This is a genomic window from Pseudomonas sp. PONIH3 (assembly GCF_002934345.1).
In the GTDB taxonomy this organism is placed as follows: domain Bacteria; phylum Pseudomonadota; class Gammaproteobacteria; order Pseudomonadales; family Pseudomonadaceae; genus Aquipseudomonas; species Aquipseudomonas soli.
In genome coordinates, this window is record NZ_CP026386.1 from 5,317,443 (window position 1) to 5,337,352 (window position 19,910).

19 protein-coding genes are annotated in these 19,910 nt (G+C 63.1%); 9 read left to right on the forward strand and 10 right to left on the reverse strand.

Annotated elements, in window-relative coordinates; all coding sequences use genetic code 11:
• Positions 1-42: 42 nt before the first annotated feature.
• From C3F42_RS24630 to C3F42_RS24640, 4 genes are all read left to right on the forward strand, one after another.
• A complete protein-coding gene (locus C3F42_RS24630; protein WP_023632908.1) occupies positions 43-447 on the forward strand; it encodes a MarR family winged helix-turn-helix transcriptional regulator in 405 nt (134 codons plus the stop codon).
• Positions 448-511: 64 nt separating this feature from the next.
• Complete coding sequence (locus C3F42_RS24635) at positions 512-1,714, forward strand: MFS transporter (RefSeq protein ID WP_094011817.1); 1,203 nt, start codon at positions 512-514, stop codon at positions 1,712-1,714.
• Positions 1,711-1,833 (forward strand): hypothetical protein, encoded by a 123-nt coding sequence (locus C3F42_RS30000; RefSeq protein ID WP_256586229.1) that lies wholly within the window; start codon positions 1,711-1,713, stop codon positions 1,831-1,833. The genes C3F42_RS24635 and C3F42_RS30000 overlap by 4 nt, the downstream gene beginning before the upstream one ends.
• A 46-nt stretch (positions 1,834-1,879) precedes the next feature.
• Positions 1,880-2,431 carry a glutathione peroxidase gene (locus C3F42_RS24640; RefSeq protein WP_104445337.1) on the forward strand — a complete coding sequence of 184 codons (552 nt, stop codon included), beginning with the start codon at positions 1,880-1,882 and terminating at the stop codon, positions 2,429-2,431.
• A 38-nt stretch (positions 2,432-2,469) separates the two neighbouring features.
• Here C3F42_RS24640 and C3F42_RS24645 read toward each other — a convergent pair whose 3' ends face one another.
• Complete coding sequence (locus tag C3F42_RS24645) at positions 2,470-2,730, reverse strand: DUF2798 domain-containing protein (protein WP_094011818.1); 261 nt, start codon at positions 2,728-2,730, stop codon at positions 2,470-2,472.
• 333 nt (positions 2,731-3,063) lie between these two features.
• On the opposite strand from C3F42_RS24645, the gene C3F42_RS24650 reads away from it, so the two are divergent.
• On the forward strand, positions 3,064-3,960 hold the full coding sequence (locus tag C3F42_RS24650; protein ID WP_104445023.1) for an RHS repeat-associated core domain-containing protein: 897 nt from the start codon (positions 3,064-3,066) through the stop codon (positions 3,958-3,960).
• 191 nt (positions 3,961-4,151) lie between these two features.
• On the opposite strand, the gene C3F42_RS24655 is transcribed toward C3F42_RS24650, so the two are convergent.
• The 3 genes from C3F42_RS24655 to C3F42_RS24665 all read right to left on the reverse strand — a co-directional run bounded on the left by C3F42_RS24655 (position 4,152) and on the right by C3F42_RS24665 (position 6,525).
• Complete coding sequence (locus tag C3F42_RS24655; RefSeq protein WP_046854555.1) at positions 4,152-5,429, reverse strand: OmpP1/FadL family transporter; 1,278 nt, start codon at positions 5,427-5,429, stop codon at positions 4,152-4,154.
• 144 nt (positions 5,430-5,573) lie between these two features.
• A complete protein-coding gene (locus C3F42_RS24660; protein ID WP_094011820.1) occupies positions 5,574-6,056 on the reverse strand; it encodes a hypothetical protein in 483 nt (160 codons plus the stop codon).
• Positions 6,057-6,300: 244 nt separating this feature from the next.
• The gene (locus tag C3F42_RS24665) at positions 6,301-6,525 is read right to left on the reverse strand and encodes a hypothetical protein (RefSeq protein ID WP_023632427.1); all 225 of its coding nucleotides are present in this window, start codon (positions 6,523-6,525) and stop codon (positions 6,301-6,303) included.
• A 938-nt stretch (positions 6,526-7,463) separates the two neighbouring features.
• On the opposite strand from C3F42_RS24665, the gene C3F42_RS24670 reads away from it, so the two are divergent.
• Together C3F42_RS24670 and rmuC are read left to right on the forward strand one after the other, a co-directional pair.
• A complete protein-coding gene (locus C3F42_RS24670; RefSeq protein ID WP_038707589.1) occupies positions 7,464-7,883 on the forward strand; it encodes a tetratricopeptide repeat protein in 420 nt (139 codons plus the stop codon).
• A 210-nt stretch (positions 7,884-8,093) separates the two neighbouring features.
• The gene (rmuC, locus tag C3F42_RS24675) at positions 8,094-9,452 is read left to right on the forward strand and encodes a DNA recombination protein RmuC (RefSeq protein WP_167335936.1); all 1,359 of its coding nucleotides are present in this window, start codon (positions 8,094-8,096) and stop codon (positions 9,450-9,452) included.
• Here the strand turns inward: rmuC and C3F42_RS24680 are convergent.
• Both C3F42_RS24680 and C3F42_RS24685 read right to left on the reverse strand, forming a co-directional pair.
• A complete protein-coding gene (locus C3F42_RS24680) occupies positions 9,424-12,900 on the reverse strand; it encodes a NahK/ErcS family hybrid sensor histidine kinase/response regulator (RefSeq protein ID WP_104445024.1) in 3,477 nt (1,158 codons plus the stop codon). The two genes, rmuC and C3F42_RS24680, sit on opposite strands and share 29 nt — an antisense overlap.
• Before the next feature lie 131 nt (positions 12,901-13,031).
• Entirely contained in the window at positions 13,032-14,222 is a 1,191-nt protein-coding gene (locus tag C3F42_RS24685) for an MFS transporter (protein WP_104445025.1), read from the reverse strand.
• Between the two features lie 159 nt (positions 14,223-14,381).
• Between C3F42_RS24685 and C3F42_RS24690 the strand changes: the two genes are divergently transcribed.
• Positions 14,382-15,521, forward strand: a complete 1,140-nt coding sequence (locus tag C3F42_RS24690) for a TDT family transporter (RefSeq protein ID WP_104445026.1) — start codon at positions 14,382-14,384, stop codon at positions 15,519-15,521.
• Positions 15,522-15,527: 6 nt separating this feature from the next.
• On the opposite strand, the gene C3F42_RS24695 is transcribed toward C3F42_RS24690, so the two are convergent.
• On the reverse strand, positions 15,528-16,097 hold the full coding sequence (locus C3F42_RS24695) for a LemA family protein (protein WP_104445027.1): 570 nt from the start codon (positions 16,095-16,097) through the stop codon (positions 15,528-15,530).
• A 1-nt stretch (position 16,098) separates the two neighbouring features.
• A complete protein-coding gene (locus C3F42_RS24700; protein WP_094011825.1) occupies positions 16,099-16,395 on the reverse strand; it encodes a hypothetical protein in 297 nt (98 codons plus the stop codon).
• Positions 16,396-16,488: 93 nt separating this feature from the next.
• Here C3F42_RS24700 and C3F42_RS24705 point away from each other — a divergent pair, with 93 nt between their 5' ends.
• Complete coding sequence (locus C3F42_RS24705) at positions 16,489-18,363, forward strand: MFS transporter (RefSeq protein ID WP_104445028.1); 1,875 nt, start codon at positions 16,489-16,491, stop codon at positions 18,361-18,363.
• A gap of 16 nt (positions 18,364-18,379) precedes the next feature.
• Here the strand turns inward: C3F42_RS24705 and sugE are convergent, their stop codons facing one another.
• A complete protein-coding gene (gene sugE, locus C3F42_RS24710; RefSeq protein ID WP_023631604.1) occupies positions 18,380-18,697 on the reverse strand; it encodes a quaternary ammonium compound efflux SMR transporter SugE in 318 nt (105 codons plus the stop codon).
• Between the two features lie 237 nt (positions 18,698-18,934).
• Positions 18,935-19,900 carry a bile acid:sodium symporter family protein gene (locus tag C3F42_RS24715; RefSeq protein ID WP_094011827.1) on the reverse strand — a complete coding sequence of 322 codons (966 nt, stop codon included), beginning with the start codon at positions 19,898-19,900 and terminating at the stop codon, positions 18,935-18,937.
• Positions 19,901-19,910 lie beyond the last annotated feature (10 nt).

Here is a 19,910-nt window from a genome sequence, read left to right on the forward strand (position 1 = left end):
AATGTCTTGCAACGTTGTGGATGCGGGTATATACACGTATCCATGCTGACCAGTGAATGCATCTGCACCCATCTACGTCGTGCCGCCCGTGGGGTGAGCCGGCATTACGACGAGGCCCTTGTCGGCTTCGGCATCAATGTCGCCCAGTTTTCCCTGCTGCGTCATGTCCAGCGCCTCGACCGCCCCAGCATCACTTGCCTGGCCGAGGCCATGGGCCTGGAGCGCAGCACCTTGGGTCGCAACCTCAAGGTGCTCCAGGCCGAGGGCTTGGTGCGGCTGGCCGACGGAGAAGACCAGCGCAACCGTGTGGTGCTGTTGAGTGAGGCGGGCAGGGCATGCCTGGATGCCGCCTACCCGGCCTGGCAGCAGGCCCAGGCGCAACTGGTGAAGCGGCTGGGTGAGGGGCAGCGTGACGAGTTGGTGCGCTTGTTGGAGCAACTTGCCTGATATTCGACGATTAAAAGCGGGTATATACCCGCATCAACCTTGCGATGGGCTGGAGACAACGACAATGACTTCCCTTTGGCGGAGCAGCGGTTGGGTACTTCTGGGGGCGGCGCTGATCCTCGCGCTGTCGCTGGGGGTGCGGCATGGTTTCGGTCTGTTCCTGGCGCCGATGAGCGCCGATTTCGGCTGGGGTCGCGAGGTATTCGCCTTCGCCATCGCCCTGCAGAACCTGATCTGGGGCCTGGCCCAGCCGTTCACCGGGGCCTTGGCCGACCGCCTGGGCGCGGCCAAGGTGGTGATCATCGGCGGCATTCTCTACGCAGTCGGCCTGGCGATGATGGCCTTTGCCGATTCGGCCTGGTCGCTGTCGCTCAGCGCCGGCCTGCTGATCGGCATCGGCCTGTCCGGCACTTCGTTCTCGGTGATCCTCGGCGTGGTCGGCCGCGCCGTGCCGGCGGAGAAGCGCAGCATGGCGATGGGCATCGCCAGCGCCGCCGGCTCTTTCGGTCAGTTCGCCATGCTTCCCGGCACCCTGGGCCTGATCCAGTGGCTGGGCTGGTCGACAGCCTTGCTGGTGCTGGGCCTGCTGGTGGCCTTGGTCGTGCCGTTCGTAGGCATGCTGCGTGACCGCCCGCTGCCCAGTCATTGCGCCGAGCAGACCCTCGGCCAGGCATTGCGGGAAGCCTGCGCGCATTCAGGTTTCTGGTTGCTGGCGCTGGGCTTTTTCGTCTGTGGTTTCCAGGTGGTGTTCATCGGCGTGCACCTGCCGGCCTACCTGGTCGACCAGCACCTGCCGGCGACTACCGGCACCACCGTGCTGGCGCTGGTCGGCCTGTTCAACATCGTCGGCACCTACACCGCGGGCTGGTTGGGTGGGCGCATGTCCAAGCCGCGCCTGCTCACCGGCCTGTACCTGCTGCGCGCCGTGGTCATCGTGCTCTTCCTCTGGGCGCCGGTGACCCAGTTCAGCGCCTACCTGTTCGGTATCGCCATGGGCCTACTGTGGCTTTCCACGGTACCGCTGACCAATGGCACCGTGGCCACGCTGTTCGGCGTGCGCAACCTGTCGATGCTCGGTGGCATCGTGTTCCTGTTCCACCAGCTGGGCGCCTTCCTCGGCGGCTGGCTGGGTGGCGTGGTGTATGACCAGACCGGCAGCTACGACCTGGTATGGCAGATCTCGATCCTGCTCAGCCTGCTGGCCGCGGCGCTGAACTGGCCGGTGCGCGAACGCCCGGTCGCCCGCCTGCAGGCCCAGGCGGCATGAACCGCCTGTTGGGGCACGGCCTGCTGGTGGTTGCCGCAGTGCTGGTATTGGCGCTGGTGTGGTGGGGCTGGCACAAGGGTGGCCTGGCACTGATGCAGTTGGGCATGAGCCTGTGTTAAGCGCTAACCTGCACATTCAAGGAATCATGTGCAGGAGACCGATATCATGCATGCGCGCTGGCTGACCCTACCCCTGCTGGCCCTGGCCGCCGCCACTTCGAGCTGGGCGGCGGACTGCCCGGCGCTGCTTCAGGGCAGCCTGCCCGAGCTGCGCGGCAAGGAGCAGATCGACCTGTGCCAGCGTTTTGCCGGCAAGCCGCTGGTGGTGATCAACACCGCCAGCTATTGCGGCTTCGCTCCGCAGTTCGAGGGGCTCGAGGCGACCTACAAGGATTACCGCGAGCAGGGCCTGGAAATGCTCGGCGTGCCGTCCAACGACTTCAAGCAGGAAGACGCCGACAGCGAGAAGACCGCCAAGGTCTGTTACGCCAACTATGGCGTGACCTTCACCATGACCAAGACCCAGGCTGTTCGTGGCAAGGATGCGATCCCGATGTTTGTCGAGCTGGCCCGGCAGAGCAGTGCGCCGAAGTGGAACTTCTACAAGTATGTGGTGGATCGCAAGGGCAAGGTGATCGGTAACTTCTCCAGCCTGACCAAGCCGGATGATCCGGCGTTCAAGGCGGCGATCGACAAGGCGATTGCTTCGCAGCCTTGAAGGCGCTCAGGAATAGACGCGGAGCGTCTGGCCTGGCGTTATTCAGGGTGTACAGTCAGTGATACCAGCCGGAGGACTACTGGTCGAACCATCAGGACACAGAAAAACGCCACCGGCATCGCTAGTTGATAAGCCTTCAGCACATTGTGCAGGTAGTCGGCATCGATCCCGCCGTTGGCTGCGGTAATCACGAAGCACATCAGCAGTGCCATGATAGCCGACATGTAAAAAGCAAAAACATAGGGCGTTGTGCCTCGGTGCAGCTTGCGTCGGCGACGCGGCGTAGCGAGTCCAGTCATGGTACTTCCTCGACGATGGGGTGGAGGCGCAGGTTAGCAACGGGGGGGCGAGGTGCTGTAGACCTTGATTGGTGAGTTCTTTATAAAGAGAAACTTACGAATCAGCCAGGCATCCCATGGATCTACTCAATATTCATGGAATACCTGCAACAGTGCCTGGGTGAACAATGGCCCGTACAGGCATGAAAAAACCGCCACAAGGGCAGCTTTTCCTGCAGCGGTGTAATAGGTCCAACGTGGAGCGAAAGGTGGGCTGACCTGATATTTTTACCAGTTACCTCCGGCGTCTGAGTGATGCACGCTTGCTGAAGTCATACGTGCGCGGAGAGCATCATGGCAATGCAAAATCTAACAGTATGTGACCAGCAACAGTCAGTTCTGGCCTCGGCGGATGCTGCTCGAAGCTATCCGCCTTATGGTGCATTGCCAGTAGCCATTGGCCCACGGCTGGCGTATTGTGGTCAGGCGCGTGAAGCAGCGACGGGCTTTTATCACTTGGGTAATGGGTATCGAAGTTATGATCCTTGCTTGATGCGTTTCTTGTCTCCCGATGCGTTGAGCCCGTTCGCAAAGGGAGGTATCAATGCATATAACTATTGCGCTGGAGATCCGATCAACTATCAGGATCGAAATGGTCGGGCGCCTCTCCGTAATACTTTGCCGGCGATTGGCGCACCTGGTTGGAACCTTAGAGGTAATATGTTCCAATCCGCCCCTAGCCCTGGAAGTACTTCCCCAATACTGACCTCGACACAAACTTATGACATAAGTACGTCGCCCTCGCCGGCAGGTGCCCTAGGGGTGGACGAATATGCATTGGCGGTTGGTTCAGCGGCTGCTGCCATGGGGCATGCACTGGTGGGCTTTAAACAGCTTGGCAGTAATCGCAAAGCAGCGCTTGCTAATTTTTTTGCAGCAGGCGTCCATTTCGTGGGGGCGGGCGTCGCAGCGGTGGAGTCTCGAGCGGGTTTATGGAACGATATTCCCGATCAAGAAAATTTACACCTTAGTCAATTCGGCTTTGGGGTGCTTTCAGGTTTTGTAAAAGGTGCACAAGCTGTAAGTAGCGCTTATGCAGCTTATCTGTCTGTGCCTGGTTCTAATACAAGGGCTAATGATGGACAGTCAGAAATTGGTATTGAGCTGCAGGTGCTTAATCCAGGTGCAAGTTCTTCGTCAGCTGCAGCTGGAAATAGTATAGAGGGCGCGCAATTGCGTGGCAGCAATTGAGCACCTTTTAGAGACAGTCATAATCGAAGGATTCGTCCGAAGTCCAGGGCCCGGGTGACGACTTTACTGCGTCACCGCACGCTCGTTGCGGTGCGAGGTGAAGTTCATGCAAATGGATTTGGGCAAATAATGGCCCGTGCAGGCATGAAAAAACCGCCACGAGGGCGGTTTCTTCATGCAGCGGGTGACACTCAGAAGCGGTAGGTCAGCGAAGCACCAATGCCGTGGGCACTGTTTTCGTACTTGGCCTGGTAGCTGCCTTTGAGGCCGGCTTCGGTCGGGCTGTGCGGCTGGTTGTTGACCTTGGTGTCCTCTTCCCACAGGTAGGAGTAGGCCACGTCGATGGTCATGTCGTCGGACGGGCTCCAACCGGCACCGATGCTGAAGATCTTGCGATCGCCAGTGGGGATGCGCGGCGAACGGTTGGTGTTGTTGGTCGGCGACTGGTCAACCGAGAAACCGGTACGCAGGACCCATTCCTTGTTCACCTTGTACGAGGCACCAATGGCGTGAGCCCAGGTGTCGTGCCAGTTCTGCTCTTCGTTGATGGTCGCGAACTGCCCGGCAGGGCCTGCCGGCACTTCGTTGTTGACGGTGATGTTCTCCAGGCGGCTCCAACGGGTCCAGGTGCTGCCTGCGTACAAGGTCCACTGGTCGTCAAGCTCGTGGGTGACCGAGAAGTCCACCGACTCGGGAGTCTTGATCTTCAGGGTGGCATCGAACTTGTTGCCGTCCAGGCCAAGCAGCGGGTAGCTGACCTTGGTCTTGCCTTCGAGCTTGTAGTCGACCATCGAGTGGTAGGTCAGGCCGACGCGGGTGCGGTCGGTGGCCTGGACCAGGATACCGATGTTGTAGCCAACCGCGGTGTCGTCGCCCTTGATCTTCACTTCGCCATCGGCCGGACGCAACGGCGAGATGCTGGCCAGGTTCGAGCCCAGTTCACCCTCGATGCGGTTGATGGTCGGACCGAAACCGATCGAGACCTTGTCGTTGAACGCATAGCTCACGGTCGGCTGGAAGGTCACGACCTGAACATGGCTTTTCTTGCCCCAGTAGCGCGCGGCATCGTCGCTGCCGTAGTCGGTGACCAGGCCGAATGGCACGTAGACGCCGAAACCGACGCTCCAGTGATCATCGATGGACTTGACGTAGTAACCCATCGGCACGCCGACCAGAGGCACCATGTCGCCGTCCATTTCCCCCCCTTTGTTGCTGCCGCGTCCGGAAATATCGGATTTGGCGATGACCGCGGCACCACCGACGGTCATTTGATCGCGCTTCAGGCGGGACATGCCCGCCGGGTTGCCATACACGGTGCTGGCATCTTCGGCAGAAGAAGAACGACCCGCAAAACCTGTCCCCATGCCGCTGATGCTCTGTTCGTTCAGGGCAAAGCCGCTGGCGAGCAATTGGCTGGAAGCGAGGGCAACGGCAACGCCGAGAGAGGTTTTGAGCATAACTTTTTTCATTATTAGAAACTCCTTGGGATCTCCGGGGCGAAACGCTACCAACAAATGCCGCGCTGCGCTATAGGCTAGAACGCAGGAGATAGAGCGGTTTTGTAGGACAATCCGACCAAAATTCCGTTTATTCCGGTTGTAGGACGTGGCTGTTCAGGAGGCGTGGGTAAGCATCGGCTCGATGCACTGGTGCCAGGCGTGGGTGAAATCCCGCAGGCGCCCCTGGGGGTGGAAGGTCTGCCGCCAGATCCGCGCCAGGCCCAGTAGATCGTCGGCGGCTGGAAGCGGCGTGGCCTGCTCTTCTATGAGCATCCAGGCGATGGCGGTGGCGTAGCGCAGGTTGACGGTGAGTTCGAGGTGGGGGCCACCGAGAAAGGCGTGCTGACTGGCCAGACCGCGGACCAGGCTGGCCAGTTCGGGGTCGCGGGCCAGGTATTCGTCCCACAAACAACTGTGACGATTCTCACCGATCCGGTAAAGCCCATGGCCGCGTCGGTCATGCAGGGCAGCGCCCAGCCCCGACTGGCTTGCGGCAACGCCCAGTAACAAAGCTTCTGCGCTGTCGCAGTGGCGGCCCAGGTAGATCAGGGTCGGTCGGATCACGTATCGACTCAACTCGTTCGCAGCGATGCCCATGATGGCCTCTTACGAAAAGGGCCGACGGGCGCTGGAGCTTGGCAGCTGGTGAGTGGTCAGGCCCGCCGGAAGCGGCAGGTGCCGCTCGAGTTGAAGTGTAGTGTGATAACTGTGGTGTAAAGGGCTGTTTTTAAATCGATTGCAGCCAGAAGGCGTGGAGCATATGCCCGCTGGCGATTAAGCCAATTACCTTCAGGCTGGCGCGTGCAGGGTGTATTCATGGGGTGAATCACCTGCCATTCATTCATGCGGTCAACGATTGGCGCGCACGCTCGATCACGGCCTGCAGCGGCTCGGCCCGGTTGTATTGGTCCGGATAGAGACGCTCGCTGTGGCAAGCCACACCGTATTCGTCGACCAGGGTGAAGCTGAAGCTGCCCTTGCGTGGGGCAACGATAAGGCACTTGAGTGGAGCGAAGGCCTGGGAAAGGGTGCCAAAGGCAGCCTGGATTTGTTGATGGTTACTCATATTGTTGGATGTTCCTGCATAAGACACGGTATGTGATCCGTGCACAATAGAAACGTTCCAGTGACGTCTTTATTAAGGAGACGCAGAACCTGACTGGAACAGGGCAGCCAGAGGGGCGCATGCAATAAGTGGCGCTGGGCTGACTGGTAGGTACGACAGAAGGCAGGCAGCACACCGACACCAGGGTTCTGGGCGCCGGGGAAGATCCTGATCAATCTGAAAACGTGATTCGTGCTGGGCAGGGTCTGCCGAGTGAATCATCGAATGGGCCGGTCCCGATGGGGCAGCGCCTGCTCGTCTTGAGCGCCGGGCTGTAGGGACTAAGTGGCCAGAATGACTTCAGCTGGGTACTAACAGGGCGCAACCCTACGCGAACATACAAGGGTTGGCAAGCTTTTTTTTTATTGCGGGGAGCCGAACATTATGTCGCCTATTGCACCTGCTGTGAAGAGGGGTAAATGCCCCGGCAATCGCCTGGATGTGCCGTTTTCGGGCGCAGTCGTGCCGTTTGATGGTGCACTTGTACACACTCGCCCGGAGACTTGTAACGCACTTGCAACATCCTGTGGAAGGCTCGCCAATGACTTGACTGCGGGCTTAAGTCAATGAAAAAAAACACTAATTTTTGCTGGTGAAAAAATCGACAGTTTGACTGAAAGCCCCATTTCACAGGGGTTTGCGGGCTGCCTTCAGGGGTTGTCCACCGACTTATCCACAGGTTCTGTGGATTGTCCCGGGCGCTTGCTCTAGGACGGGCGTGCCAGCTGTTTCATCGATTGTCCGACAATTGGTGGCGCGGTCTGGCATGGGCATTTTCACCGTGAAAACGTCAAGAAAAAATCATCGAAAAAAATGTCGATCAGCCGAAAGTCGCCCAGGCCAGTTTGCAAAAAATCGAGTAGAGTGGCGCGCCTCTCGAGTCACCCTTGCTGTTGGTCATGAAGCTTCGCGGTAAACACTTCGCCAGTCCTGATGCCTCTCCAGCGCTGCCGTCCCCCAAGCGCTTTTCCCTGAAAGTGGCCCTGTGGCTGCTCGACAGCCCGCGCCTGGGCGACAAGCCCAGCGTCAAGCACCTGGCCGGGCGCATGCTCAAGCAACCGGCGCGCCAGGGCGTGGTGGTGGCGCAAAGCCGCCTGGGGCAGATGCTTTGCCGGGATTGCGGCAATGCCCGCGACCGGCGTATCGGTCATGAGCTGTTGCGTCAGGCGGCCCGTGCCGGTGACCGTCGGGCACAGCTGGAGTTTGGCCGGTTGTGCCAGGCCCAGGAGCCTGAACAGGCCCGTTATTGGTTGGAGCTGGCGGCGGGGCAGGGTTCGCAGGAGGCGCGGCGGCTGTTGCGTCAGTGGTTCCCCGCCTGAACAGGCGCGGGCTTGCCCGCGACAGGGCTGCACAGGCAACCGCGCCAGCAGCCTGATAAGCTGCGCAGCATCAATCAGTGTTCGATCGGGGTAGGCATGACAGTGGATCTGACCAGCATTCTGCTGGGCTTGGTGGCAGGTGCCGTGCCTTGCCTTGGCTGGGTCATGCAGGTACAGCGCGGCCAGGGTGCGCGCAAGGCCGAGCAAGCACTGCTTGCAGAGCGCCTTGCCGCCGCGCAACTGGCCCAGGCTGGCCTGCAGGCGCAGCTGGAGGCCAGCCGTGACGAGATCAGCGACCTCAGCGAGGCCAACACCGTCAAGCAGACCCAGCTGGCCGCCCAGGGACGTGAGCTGGAGTTGCTGCAGATCGACCGCGACAACAGCCGCGATGCCGCCCACGCCTGGCATCTCGAGCGCGCCAACCGTGAGGCCGAGCTGCGCCGCCTGGAGGCGCAGGCCGCACGGCTGGAGGCCGAGTTGCGCGAGCAGCAGGAAAGCCACCAGCAACGCCTGGAAGACTTGCAGCAAGCCCGCGACACCTTGCGTGCCCAGTTCGCCGACCTGGCCACCAGAATCTTCGATGAGCGCGAACAACGCTTCGCCCAGACCAGCCAGCAGCACCTGGGCCAATTGCTCGACCCGCTCAAGGAGCGCATTCAGGCGTTCGAGAAACGTGTCGAGGAAAGCTACCAGCAGGAAGCCCGCGAGCGGTTCTCCCTCGGCAAGGAGCTTGAGCGTCTGCAACAGCTCAACCTGCGCCTGTCCGACGAAGCCACCAACCTTACCCAGGCACTCAAGGGCCAGAAGACCCAGGGCAACTGGGGCGAGCTGATCCTGGAGCGGGTGCTGGAGCACGCGGGGCTGGAGAAGGGCCGCGAGTACCAGACCCAGGTCAGCCTCAAGAGCGCCGACGGCGAGCGGTTCCAGCCCGACGTGCTGATCATGCTGCCGGGCGACAAGCAGGTGGTGGTCGATGCCAAGGTCAGCCTCACGGCCTACCAGCAGTTTGTCGGCAACAACGACGAGGCTGCGCTCAAGCAGCACGTGCAGTCGCTGCGCAATCACGTCAAGGGTTTGTCGAGCAAGGACTACAACCGCCTGGAGGGCCTGCACAGCCTCGATTTCGTGCTGTTGTTCGTGCCCATCGAGGCGGCGTTCTCGGCGGCGCTGCAGGCTGAGCCCAACCTGTTCCAGGAGGCCTTCGACCGGCAGATCGTGATTGTCAGCCCGACCACCTTGCTGGCCACACTGAGGGTGATCGACAGCCTGTGGAAACAGGAACGCCAGGGCCAGAACGCCCGCGAGATCGCCGAGCGCGCCGGCTGGCTGTATGACAAGTTCGTGCTGTTCATCCAGGACCTGGACGAGCTCGGCGCCCGCCTGGCCCAGGTCGACAAGGCCTATGCCGCGGCACGCAACAAGCTGTGCGAGGGGCGCGGCAACCTGGTCAGCCGCAGTGAGCAGCTCAAGCTGCTCGGCGCACGGGCCAGCAAGAGCCTGCCGGCCGAGCTGGTCGAGCGCGCCCTGAGCGACGAGGTCCTTACTGAACCAGGCTCAGATGCCGATTGAGCAGGGCGCGCAGCGCTGCCGGCTTGACCGGCTTGGCCAGGTAGTCCAGGCCTGCGGCATGGACCAGGGCGATGGTCTCGTTGCGTCCGTCGGCGCTGATCACGACACCGGGCACTGGCTCGCCCAGGCGCGCCCGTAGCCAACCCATCAGACCGGTACCGGTCTCGCCGTCATCCAGGTGGTAGTCCACCAACGCCAGGTGCGGGCGCAGGCCCTTGCCGAGCAGGGCCTCGCATTCGGCCTGGTTGCGCGCGGTCCACACCTGGCAGCCCCAGCGGCTGAGCAGGCTGTTCATGCCGATGAGGATGCTGTCTTCGTTGTCCACGCACAGCACCTGCAGCCCGGCCAGCGGCTGGCCGGCCTGTTCCACGGGGGCGGGCGTCGCGGGCGCGGGGCTGCGGGCGATGGGCACGCTGACGCGGAACACGCTGCCCTTGCCCGGCCAGGAACGTACCTCCAGCGCGTGCCCGAGCACCCGGCACAAACCATCGGCGATCGCCAGGCCCAGCCCCAGGCCTTTCTCGGCGCGGGTCTGGTGGCTGTCCAGGCGCTTGAACTCCTGGAAGATCACCGCCAGCTTGTCGTCGGCGATGCCGGGCCCGCGGTCCCACACTTCAAGCCAAAGACGTTCGCCCTTGCGTCTGGCGCCGAGCAGGATCGGACCCTTGCCGTAGCGCAGGGCATTGGTGAGGAAGTTCTGCAGCACCCGGCGCAGCAGTTTCATGTCGCTGTCGACCTGCAGGCGGCTGCCACGCAGGCGAAACTCCAGGCCCTTCTCGGCGGCCAGCACCTTGAACTCGGCGCCAAGGGTGTCGAACAGCTCATGGAGGGCGAAAGGCTTGATGTCGGGGGTGACCTTGCCGTTCTCCAGGCGCGAGATGTCGAGCAGGTCGCTGATCAGCTCTTCGGCGGAGCGCAGCGAACTGTCCATGTGCTGCACCAGTTGCCGGGCTTCGTCGTTCATGCCTTCGGCCTGCTGCGACAGGGCGGCGGAGAACAGCCGGGCGGCGTTGAGCGGTTGCATCAGGTCGTGGCTGACCGCGGCAAGGAAGCGGGTCTTGGATTGGCTGACCGCCTCGGCGCGGCTCTTGGCCTCGGTCAAGGCTTGGTTCAGCTGTGACAGCTCATGAGTACGCTCGGCGACCCGCTGTTCCAGCCCTTCGTTGGAGTCGCGCAGGGCCTGCTCGGCTTCGCGGAACGGGGTGATGTCGGTGAAGCTCATGACAAAGCCCCCGCCGGGCATAGGGTTGCCGATCAGCTCGATCACCCGGCCATTGGGGAACAGCCGCTCGGAAGAGTGGGCACGGCCCTGGCGCATCCAGTGCAGGCGCCGCGCCACGTGCACCTGTGCCTCGCCCGGGCCGCACAGGCCGCGTTCGGCGTTGTAGCGGATGATGTCGGCGATCGGTCGGCCGACGCTGATCAGCCCGTCGGGGTAGTTGAACAGTTCGAGGTACCGGCGGTTCCAGGCCACCAGGTGCAGGTTCTGGTCGACCACGCTGATGCCCTGGTTGATGTTCTCGATGGCCCCCTGCAGCAGCGCACGGTTGAACTGCAGCACTTCGCTGGCTTCGTCGGCGATGCGCACCACGTCCTCGAGCTGCATGTCGCGGCCTTCGATGGCGGCCTTGACCACCGCCCGGGTCGAGGAAGTGCCGAGAACGCCGGCCAGCAGTCGTTCGGTGTGCTCGATCCAGTCGCCGTCGGCGTTCTGGTTGGGGTTGAAGCCCTTGCCCTGACGGTAGGCGAAGCGGATGAAGCTTTGCCGCGCGCGCTCTTCGCCGACGAATCGCGCGGCGAGCTTGAGCAGGTCGTCGATCTGCACTGCCAGCAAGGGTTTGCTGGAGGGGCGGGCATTGGTCTGCTGGCCGATGAAGCGTCCGGCTTGCCAGTGCTCGGAGACCCGCGTGCGCGACAGGATCGAAACCCAGACGAACAGGGTGAAGTTGCCCGCCAGTGACAGCACCACGCCCTGGGTGAGCGGGGTTATCGGCAGGTTGAGTGGGTTGCCGTGCAGCCAGGCCAGGCCCGGGAACACTTGCAGTGGCCAGCCCAGGCTGTGGGCTGCGATTGGCAGGACCAGGGTGTAGAACCACAGGAAGATGCCGGCGGCCAGTCCTGCGAATACGCCGCGGCGGTTGGCCTGCTTCCAGTACAGCGCGCCGAGCATGGCCGGAGTGAGCTGGGTGACTGCGGCGAAGGCGATCTGGCCAATGGTCGCCAGGCTCGCGGTGGAGCCGAGCAGGCGGTAGCTGACATAGGCCAGCAGCAGGATCACCACGATGGTCACCCGGCGCACCGAGAGCATCCAGTGGCGGAATACCTCGAATGGCCGTTCGGCGTTGTTGCGCCGTAGCAACCAGGGCAGCAGCATGTCGTTGGAGACCATGGTCGACAGCGCCACGGCCTCGACGATGACCATGCCGGTGGCCGCCGAGGCGCCGCCGATAAATGCCAGCAGGGCCAGGCTCGGGTGGGCTTCGGCCAGCGGCAGGCTGATCACGAACGAGTCGGAGATTACCGCGCCCGGCAGCAGCATTTGCCCGGCCAGGGCGATGGGCACCACGAACAGCGCTGCCAGGGCCAGGTATAGCGGGAACACCCAGCGCGCCAGCCGCATGTCCTGGGGCTCGATGTTCTCCACCACGGTGACGTGGAACTGCCGCGGCAGGCAGATGATCGCCATCATCGCCACGGCGGTCTGCACCACCATCGACGGCCAGTTGATGGTTTCTTCCCAGTAGTCGTTCAGGTGCACGGATTGCCGGGCTTGGGTGAACAGGTCGTCGAAGCCGTCGTACAGGTTGAACACCACGAAGGCGCCCACGGCAAGGAAGGCCAGCAGCTTGACCAGCGATTCGAAGGCGATTGCCAGGACCATGCCGCGGTGGTGCTCGGTGACGTCCAGGCTGCGGGTGCCGAAGACGATGGCGAACAGCGCCAGCACCAGCGATACCACCAGTGCGGTGTCCTGCACCCGGCTGCCGGTGGCGTCGGCGTTGGCGCCGATCAGCAGGTTCACCCCCAGCACGATGCCCTTGAGCTGCAGGGCGATGTACGGCAGGACGCCAACCAGGCAGATCAGCGCCACCACCACCGCGAGGCTCTGCGACTTGCCGTAGCGGGCAGCGATGAAGTCGGCGATCGAGGTGATGTTCTGCTGCTTGCTGATCAGCACCATCTTCTGCAGTACCCAAGGCGCGAAGATCAGCAGCAGCACCGGGCCCAGGTAGATGGGCAGGAACGCCCAGAGCTGCTCGGCGGCCTGGCCGACCGCGCCGAAGAAGGTCCAGCTGGTGCAGTAGACGGCCAGCGACAGACTGTACACCCAGGCGCGCAGACGCGGCGGCAACGGTGTGCTGCGGCGGTCGCCGTAGAAGGCGATGGCGAACATGATGGCCATATAGGCCAGGGCGACCACGGCGATCAGCCCGCTGGACAACGACATGCAAACTCCGGAGCAAAAAAGAAAACGCGGTCCCGATCAATCAGTCTGGCACGCAGGGCGCGGTTCGTCAGCGCCGACGATGGTCGCAGTGGCAGGACGTCGCAGGGCCCGCGATGGGCCAGTATTGCCAACTAAGCCTGGCGGGCCCTGCGTATGCCCATCCAGTAGAACACCGCCGCCAGTAGCACCGACCCGATCAACAGGTAGAACACCGTCACCGGCACCACATGCCCCAGTGCCAGCCCTACCAGGATCGGCCCGAGCCCAGCGCCGAGGTTGGAGAGGTTCTGCGCGCCATAATAAACCCCGCGCAGATGCTCCGGCGCGATCAGGTCGATGAACATGAATTCGGCCGGAATCACGATGATCTCGCCCAGGGTGAATACCAGCATGGCCAGGCACCATGCCGGCGCCGAAGCGGCCACCGAGAACCCTAGCAATCCGGCAACGAACATGGCCATGCCTGCCATCAGCCAGGGCATCAGGTGCTGACGGGTGATGCGTCGGCCGATCAGGTACTGCAGGCCGATTACTGCCAGGGCATTGGTGGTGACCAGGTAGCCGGCCAGACGCGCCACCTCGGCGGGATCGTTCAGGGTCACTACCAGGTATTGCGAAAGGTAGGCGGTGAACTGGCCGAACACCACTGCACTGAGCACGCCGCCCAAAGTGAAGCACACCAGGCGCCGGTCGCGCAGCATGCCCAGGGCGACCTGGGTGAAGCCCGCTGCCGGCCTTTCCTCGCGCAGGCTCAGCAAGTTGCGTTCGCCAAGGCGGTAATAGACCAGGCTCAGGCTGAGGCCGATCAGGGCCGAAACCACGAACGGCAGGTGGTCGTCCGCCTCGATCAGCAGCACCCCCAGCATCGGCCCTGCGGCCCAGGCGATGTTGTTGAAGGTGTACTTGATGGCGAACACTTCGCCGCGTTGGTTCTCCGGCAGCAAGGCACAGAACCCGGCCTTGGCGGCAATGTCCACCACGGTCTGGGCCAGGTAGGCGATCACCAGGAAGCAGAAGAACAGTGCAGCCGAAGTGCTGGCCACGATGCCGAGGAAGGCCACGGCGAACACCAGGGTGCAGGCGACGATCAGGGTATGACTGTGCAGGGTGTCGACCAGGTGTCCGCCATAGAGGCTGAGCATGGAGGCCAGGAGCATCGCGCCGCCGACCAGCAGGCCGGTCTGGCCGACCGACAGGCCCAGGTGCGTTGACAGGTACACCACTAGATAGGGCAGGGTGATGGCCCGGGCCATGGTCAAGGTGAAGGTGGTGAACAACAGCAGGCGAACCGCAGCGGGGTAGCCTTTGAGGGCGCGTAGCATCGACTGATCCTTGTCATTGTCAGCGGTCAAGCATATGTCAAGTGCGGGCCGGGCTGCTATATCTTTGAAATCGATAACAGATAGAGAAATTACCCGTTATATAGATATTCTTTCCAGGCATAAGATATTCATACCTTACACAAGGGCAGGAGACAGCTTATGCCATGCACCCAGACCCGCGCGCCTTCCTGGCGCCCGTTCAGCCAGTTGGCCCACCCCCGCGAAGTTATCCGCCAGTTCACCCCCAACTGGTTCGCCGCGACCATGGGTACCGGCGTGCTGGCGCTGGCCTTCCATCAGGTCCAGGTGCCGGGGTTGGACTGCGTGGCCGAGGGCCTGTGGTGGCTGACCATTGGCCTGTTTACCCTGTTCTGTGTCCTGTACGGCGCCCGCTGGGTAATGTTCTTCGATGAGGCGCGGCGGATTTTCGCGCACTCCACCGTGTCGATGTTCTTCGGCACCATCCCCATGGGCCTGGCCACCATCCTCAACGGTGCCCTGGTATTCGGCTTGGCGCGCTGGGGCGAGGGCGTGGTGCCGTGGGTTGAAATGCTTTGGTGGCTGGACGTGGGCCTGGCGCTGCTATGCGGCGTGGCGATTCCCTACCTGATGTTCACCCGCCAGGAGCACAGCATCGACCAGATGACCGCGGTGTGGCTGCTGCCAGTGGTGGCTGCGGAGGTCGCCGCCGCCAGTGGCGGGCTGTTGGCGCCGCACCTGGTGGATGCGCACCGGCAGTTCCTGGTGGTGATCACCAGCTATGTGATGTGGGCGGTTTCGCTGCCGGTGGCGTTCAGCATCCTCACCATCCTCATGTTGCGCATGGCCCTGCACAAGCTGCCGCCGGCCAACATGGCCGCCTCCAGCTGGCTGGCGCTGGGCCCGATCGGTACCGGCGCGCTGGGCATGCTGGTGCTCGGTGGCGATGCGCCAGCGGTGTTCGCCGCCAATGGCCTGGGCGGTCTCGGTGAGGTGGCGCGTGGGCTGGGGCTGGTGGCCGGGATCGTGCTGTGGGGCGCCGGGTTGTGGTGGTTGCTGACGGCGGTGCTGATCACCCTGCGCTACATGCGCCAGGGCATGCCGTTCAACCTGGGCTGGTGGGGGTTCACCTTCCCGCTTGGCGTGTACTGCCTGGCCACGCTGAAGTTGGCGGGCTGGCTGCAGTTGAGTTTCTTCAGCGTATTCGGCCAGGTGCTGGTGGTGGCCTTGGCCATACTCTGGGCGCTGGTGGCCAGCCGAACCTTGCGCGGGGCCTGGCGCGGCGAGCTGTTCGTGTCGCCGTGCATTGCCCAGCGCTGAGCGGCTTCACAGGTTAGGGGTGTAGTCGAAGGCGCTGGTGGCTTGGTCATCGGTGAATGGGGTGACGGCCGAATGCTTGTTCATCACGCTGTTGACCAGCGACCCTGGGAACATCTGGATGCTGTTGTTGAAGCGCTCCACCTCGCCGTTGAAAATCACGATGGCCGCGCCGACGTTCTCTTGCTGCTCGGCAATTTCACGCATGAGGTTGTTCATCAGCTCCGAGGCCTTGAGCTCGGGGTAGGCCTCGAAGGCCACGCGCAGCCCACCGAGCAACGAACGGGTGGCGCCCTCGGCTTTGGCCAGGATCTTGCCGTCCGCTTCCACAGGCAGTTCGGCAATGGCGCTGCGCAGGCGGGTGATCCCGGCCAGCACGCTTTGCTCATGATCGCGGTACAGACCAGCCTGCTCCTGCAGCGCATCGAGGACCTTGGTCTTCTGCCGCTCATAAGTCAGCACATTGGCCCAGGCGCGTTTGACGCGGTTATGGTTACCGACGATGCCGTTGTACAGGCTGATGACGATCAGCGGTACGCCGATCAGTGCGGCCAGCAGGATAAGGGCGAAAAGGTCCATGTCAGTGCTCCGTCTGGATCTGTACCGGGGTAGGTAGATTGAAATTGTCGTCGTGCTGCTCGGCCAGTGTGTGCACGGCGTCGAGCAATACGGTGAGCTGCGGCAGGTGCACGCCGTGCTCGATCAGCAAGCGGAAATCGCTCGTGCGGGTCAGCTCGCAAGTCAGCTTGAAGCCAAGCGGGTTGTCGTTGCAGCTCAGGCACAGATGCCCGTTCTGCGAGAACTCCAGGTTGGGCGTCTCAAGCTGGCGATGCAGTTCGATCAGGAGCTGGCCGCTACTAGCGACCAGGCTAGGCAACGGGCTTGCCTTTATCGTGCATTCCCGTGCAGATTTGTGGCTTCGGGCGCTGAGCGTGCCTCCAATGACAAAGCCCAACCAGGTACAAGGACGATGAGTCACCCCTCGCAATTCACCCTGCTCGGCAAGCGGCGCTTCCTGCCGTTCTTCATCACCCAGTCGCTGGGTGCCTTCAACGACAACCTGTTCAAGCAGTCGCTGATCCTGGCGATCCTCTACAAGCTGAGCCTGGAAGGCGACCGCTCGATCTGGGTCAACCTGTGCGCCTTGCTGTTCATCCTGCCGTTCTTCCTGTTCTCGGCGCTGGCCGGGCAGTTCGGCGAGAAGTTCGCCAAGGACCGCCTGATCCGTGCGATCAAGCTGGCCGAGATCGTCATCATGGCCATCGGCGCGACCGGTTTCGTCACCCATCATCTGGAACTGATGCTGGTGGCGCTGTTCGCCATGGGCACCCACTCGGCGCTGTTCGGCCCGGTGAAATACTCGATCCTGCCCCAGGCCCTGCGTGAGGAGGAACTGGTGGGCGGCAACGGCCTGGTGGAAATGGGCACCTTCCTGGCGATCCTGGCCGGCACCATCGGCGCCGGTATGCTGATGTCCTCCAACCAGTACGCGGTGCTGGCCGCCACCGGGGTGGTGTGCACCGCGGTGCTGGGCTACCTGGCCAGCCGCTGGATCCCCCGCGCCGCTGCTGCCGCGCCGCAGATGAAGCTGGACTGGAACATCTTCAAGCAGTCCTGGCTGACCTTGCGCCTGGGCCTGGGCCAGACCCCGGCAGTATCGCGCTCGATCGTTGGCAACTCGTGGTTCTGGTTCGTCGGCGCGATCTACCTCACGCAGATCCCGGCCTACGCCAAGGACTGGCTGCACGGCGACGAGACCGTGGTCACCCTGGTGCTGACCCTGTTCTCGGTAGGCATCGCCGTCGGGTCGCTGCTGTGCGAGCGCTTGAGCGGGCGCAAGGTGGAGATAGGCCTGGTGCCGTTCGGCTCGTTCGGCCTGACCCTGTTCGGCCTGCTCTGGTGGTGGCACTCGGGGGATGTCCCGGTCGGTGCCGTGCCCCATGACTGGCTGACCTTGCTGGCCATGAGCCAGGCCTGGTGGATCATGCTGTCGATTGTCGGCCTGGGTATTTTCGGTGGCTTCTACATCGTGCCGCTGTACGCGCTGATCCAGGCGCGCACCGCGGAGGGCGAGCGGGCCCGGGTGATCGCCGCCAACAACATCCTCAACGCGATGTTCATGGTGGTGTCGGCGATCATCACCATCGTTCTACTGAGCCTTGCCAAGCTGAGCATCCCGCAGCTGTTCCTGGTGGTGTCGCTGCTCAACATCGCGGTCAATGCCTACATCTTCCGCATCGTGCCGGAATTCACCATGCGCTTCCTGATCTGGCTGCTCAGCCACTCGATGTACCGGGTCGAGCACCGTGAGTTGCAGCGCATTCCCGACGAAGGCGCGGCGTTGCTGGTGTGCAACCATGTGTCGTTCGTCGATGCGCTGCTGATCGGCGGCGCGATCCGCCGGCCGATCCGGTTTGTCATGTACTACAAGATCTACAACCTGCCGGTGCTCAATTTCGTGTTCCGCACCGCGGGCGCCATCCCCATTGCCGGGCGCGGCGAGGACGAGGCCACCTACGAGCGCGCCTTCGCCCGCATCGCCCGGTACCTGGCCGATGGCGAGCTGGTGTGCATCTTCCCTGAGGGCAAGCTGAGCGCGGATGGCGAGATCGATGTGTTCAAGGGCGGGGTGAACCGCATCCTGCAGGAGACGCCGGTGCCGGTGATCCCGTTGGCGTTGCAGGGGTTGTGGGGCAGCTTCTTCAGCCGCGACCCGAACAAAGGCTTCTTCAAGCGCCTGTGGTCGCGGGTGACCCTGGTGGCCGGCGCCGCCATCCCGGTGGAGGCGGCGCAGCCCGAGGCGCTGCGCGAGCAGGTGAGCCTGCTGCGCGGCGACGTTCGCTAGGGGTAACGGAGGAAGGTCAGCTGGCGCTGACCTTCAGGCCGACCAGGCCGGTGATGATCAGGGCGACACTGGCCAGGCGGATCAGCGCCATGGATTCACCGAACAGGATGATCCCGGCGATCACCGTGCCGACCGCGCCGACGCCGGTCCAGATGGCATAGGCGGTGCCCAGCGGCAGCTCCTTCATGGCCAGGCCCAGCAGGCCGAGGCTGATGACCATGGCGCCGACCGTCAGCACGGTGGGCAGGGGGCGGGTGAAGCCGTCGGTGTACTTGAGGCCGACAGCCCAGCCGACTTCGAACAGGCCGGCGAAGAACAGGATGATCCAGGACATGGTGAGTCTCCATCGTTATCAAAGATGGGGCCGTCCCCGGTATGTTCACGCACAGCGTCGTGAGGCCGTCCTCACAGTGCGCACTATAGTGCCCATTTGCCGAGGCTGGGGCAAGTTTCAAGGATCGGTGGTTGCCTCATCGCCGGCAAGCCGGCTCCCACAGGGTTAGCGCATGGCTGGCTTCATGCGGTCGGTGTGGGAGCCGGCAGGCCTGCGATGAGGCCGGGTCAGGCAACATCAATTTCTGGCAGATACGATGTTCTCAACCTCGGGCGCAGGCTCCTTCATCCGCCGGAACCACGTCGACAGCAAAGCCCCGGAGATGTTGTGCCATACGCTGAACAGCGCACTGGGCACCGCGGCCAGGGGTGAGAAGTGCGCCGACGCCAGGGCCGCGCCCAATCCGGAGTTCTGCATGCCCACCTCCAGTGCCAGCGCCTTGCGCTGGGCCAGCGGCAGCTTGCACAGCTTGCCGGTCAGGTAGCCCAGCAGGAAGCCGAAGCTGTTGTGCAGCACCACCACCGCCATGATCAGCAGCCCCGATTCGGCGATCTTCGCCTGGCTGACCGCCACCACCGCGCAGACGATCATCACGATGCTTACCACCGATACCAGCGGCAGCACCTGCACCGCCAAGTGCACCCGGGCGCCGAGCAGGCGCTGGGCGAGCACGCCGAGCACGATCGGCAGCATCACCAACTGCAGGATCGACCAGAACATGTCCATGAACGAGACCGGCAGCCACGCCGAGGCGAGGAACCAGATCAGCGCCGGGGTGAGCAGCGGGGCGAGCAGGGTGGTCACCGCGGCGATCGCCACTGCCAGTGCCAGGTCGCCCCTGGACAGCCACACCATGACGTTCGACGCCGTGCCGCTCGGGCAGCAGCCGACCAGGATCACGCCCACGGCGATTTCCGGCGGCAGATGGAACAGCTGGCACAACAGCCAGGCCACCCCGGGCATGATCACGAAATGCGCCATGACCCCCAGCGCCACCCGCCAAGGCTGGCGGGCGACGGCGGCGAAGTCGTCGAGCTTGAGGGTCAGGCCCATGCCGAACATCACCAGGCCCAGCAGCGGCACGATGGCGACCTTGAGGGCGACGAACCACTGCGGCTGAAGGAAGGCTAGGCAGGCGAACACCAGCACCCACAGGGCGAAGGTGTTGCCGACGAAGCGGCTGAGGGCGGCGAGGGCACGCATGGGGCAACCC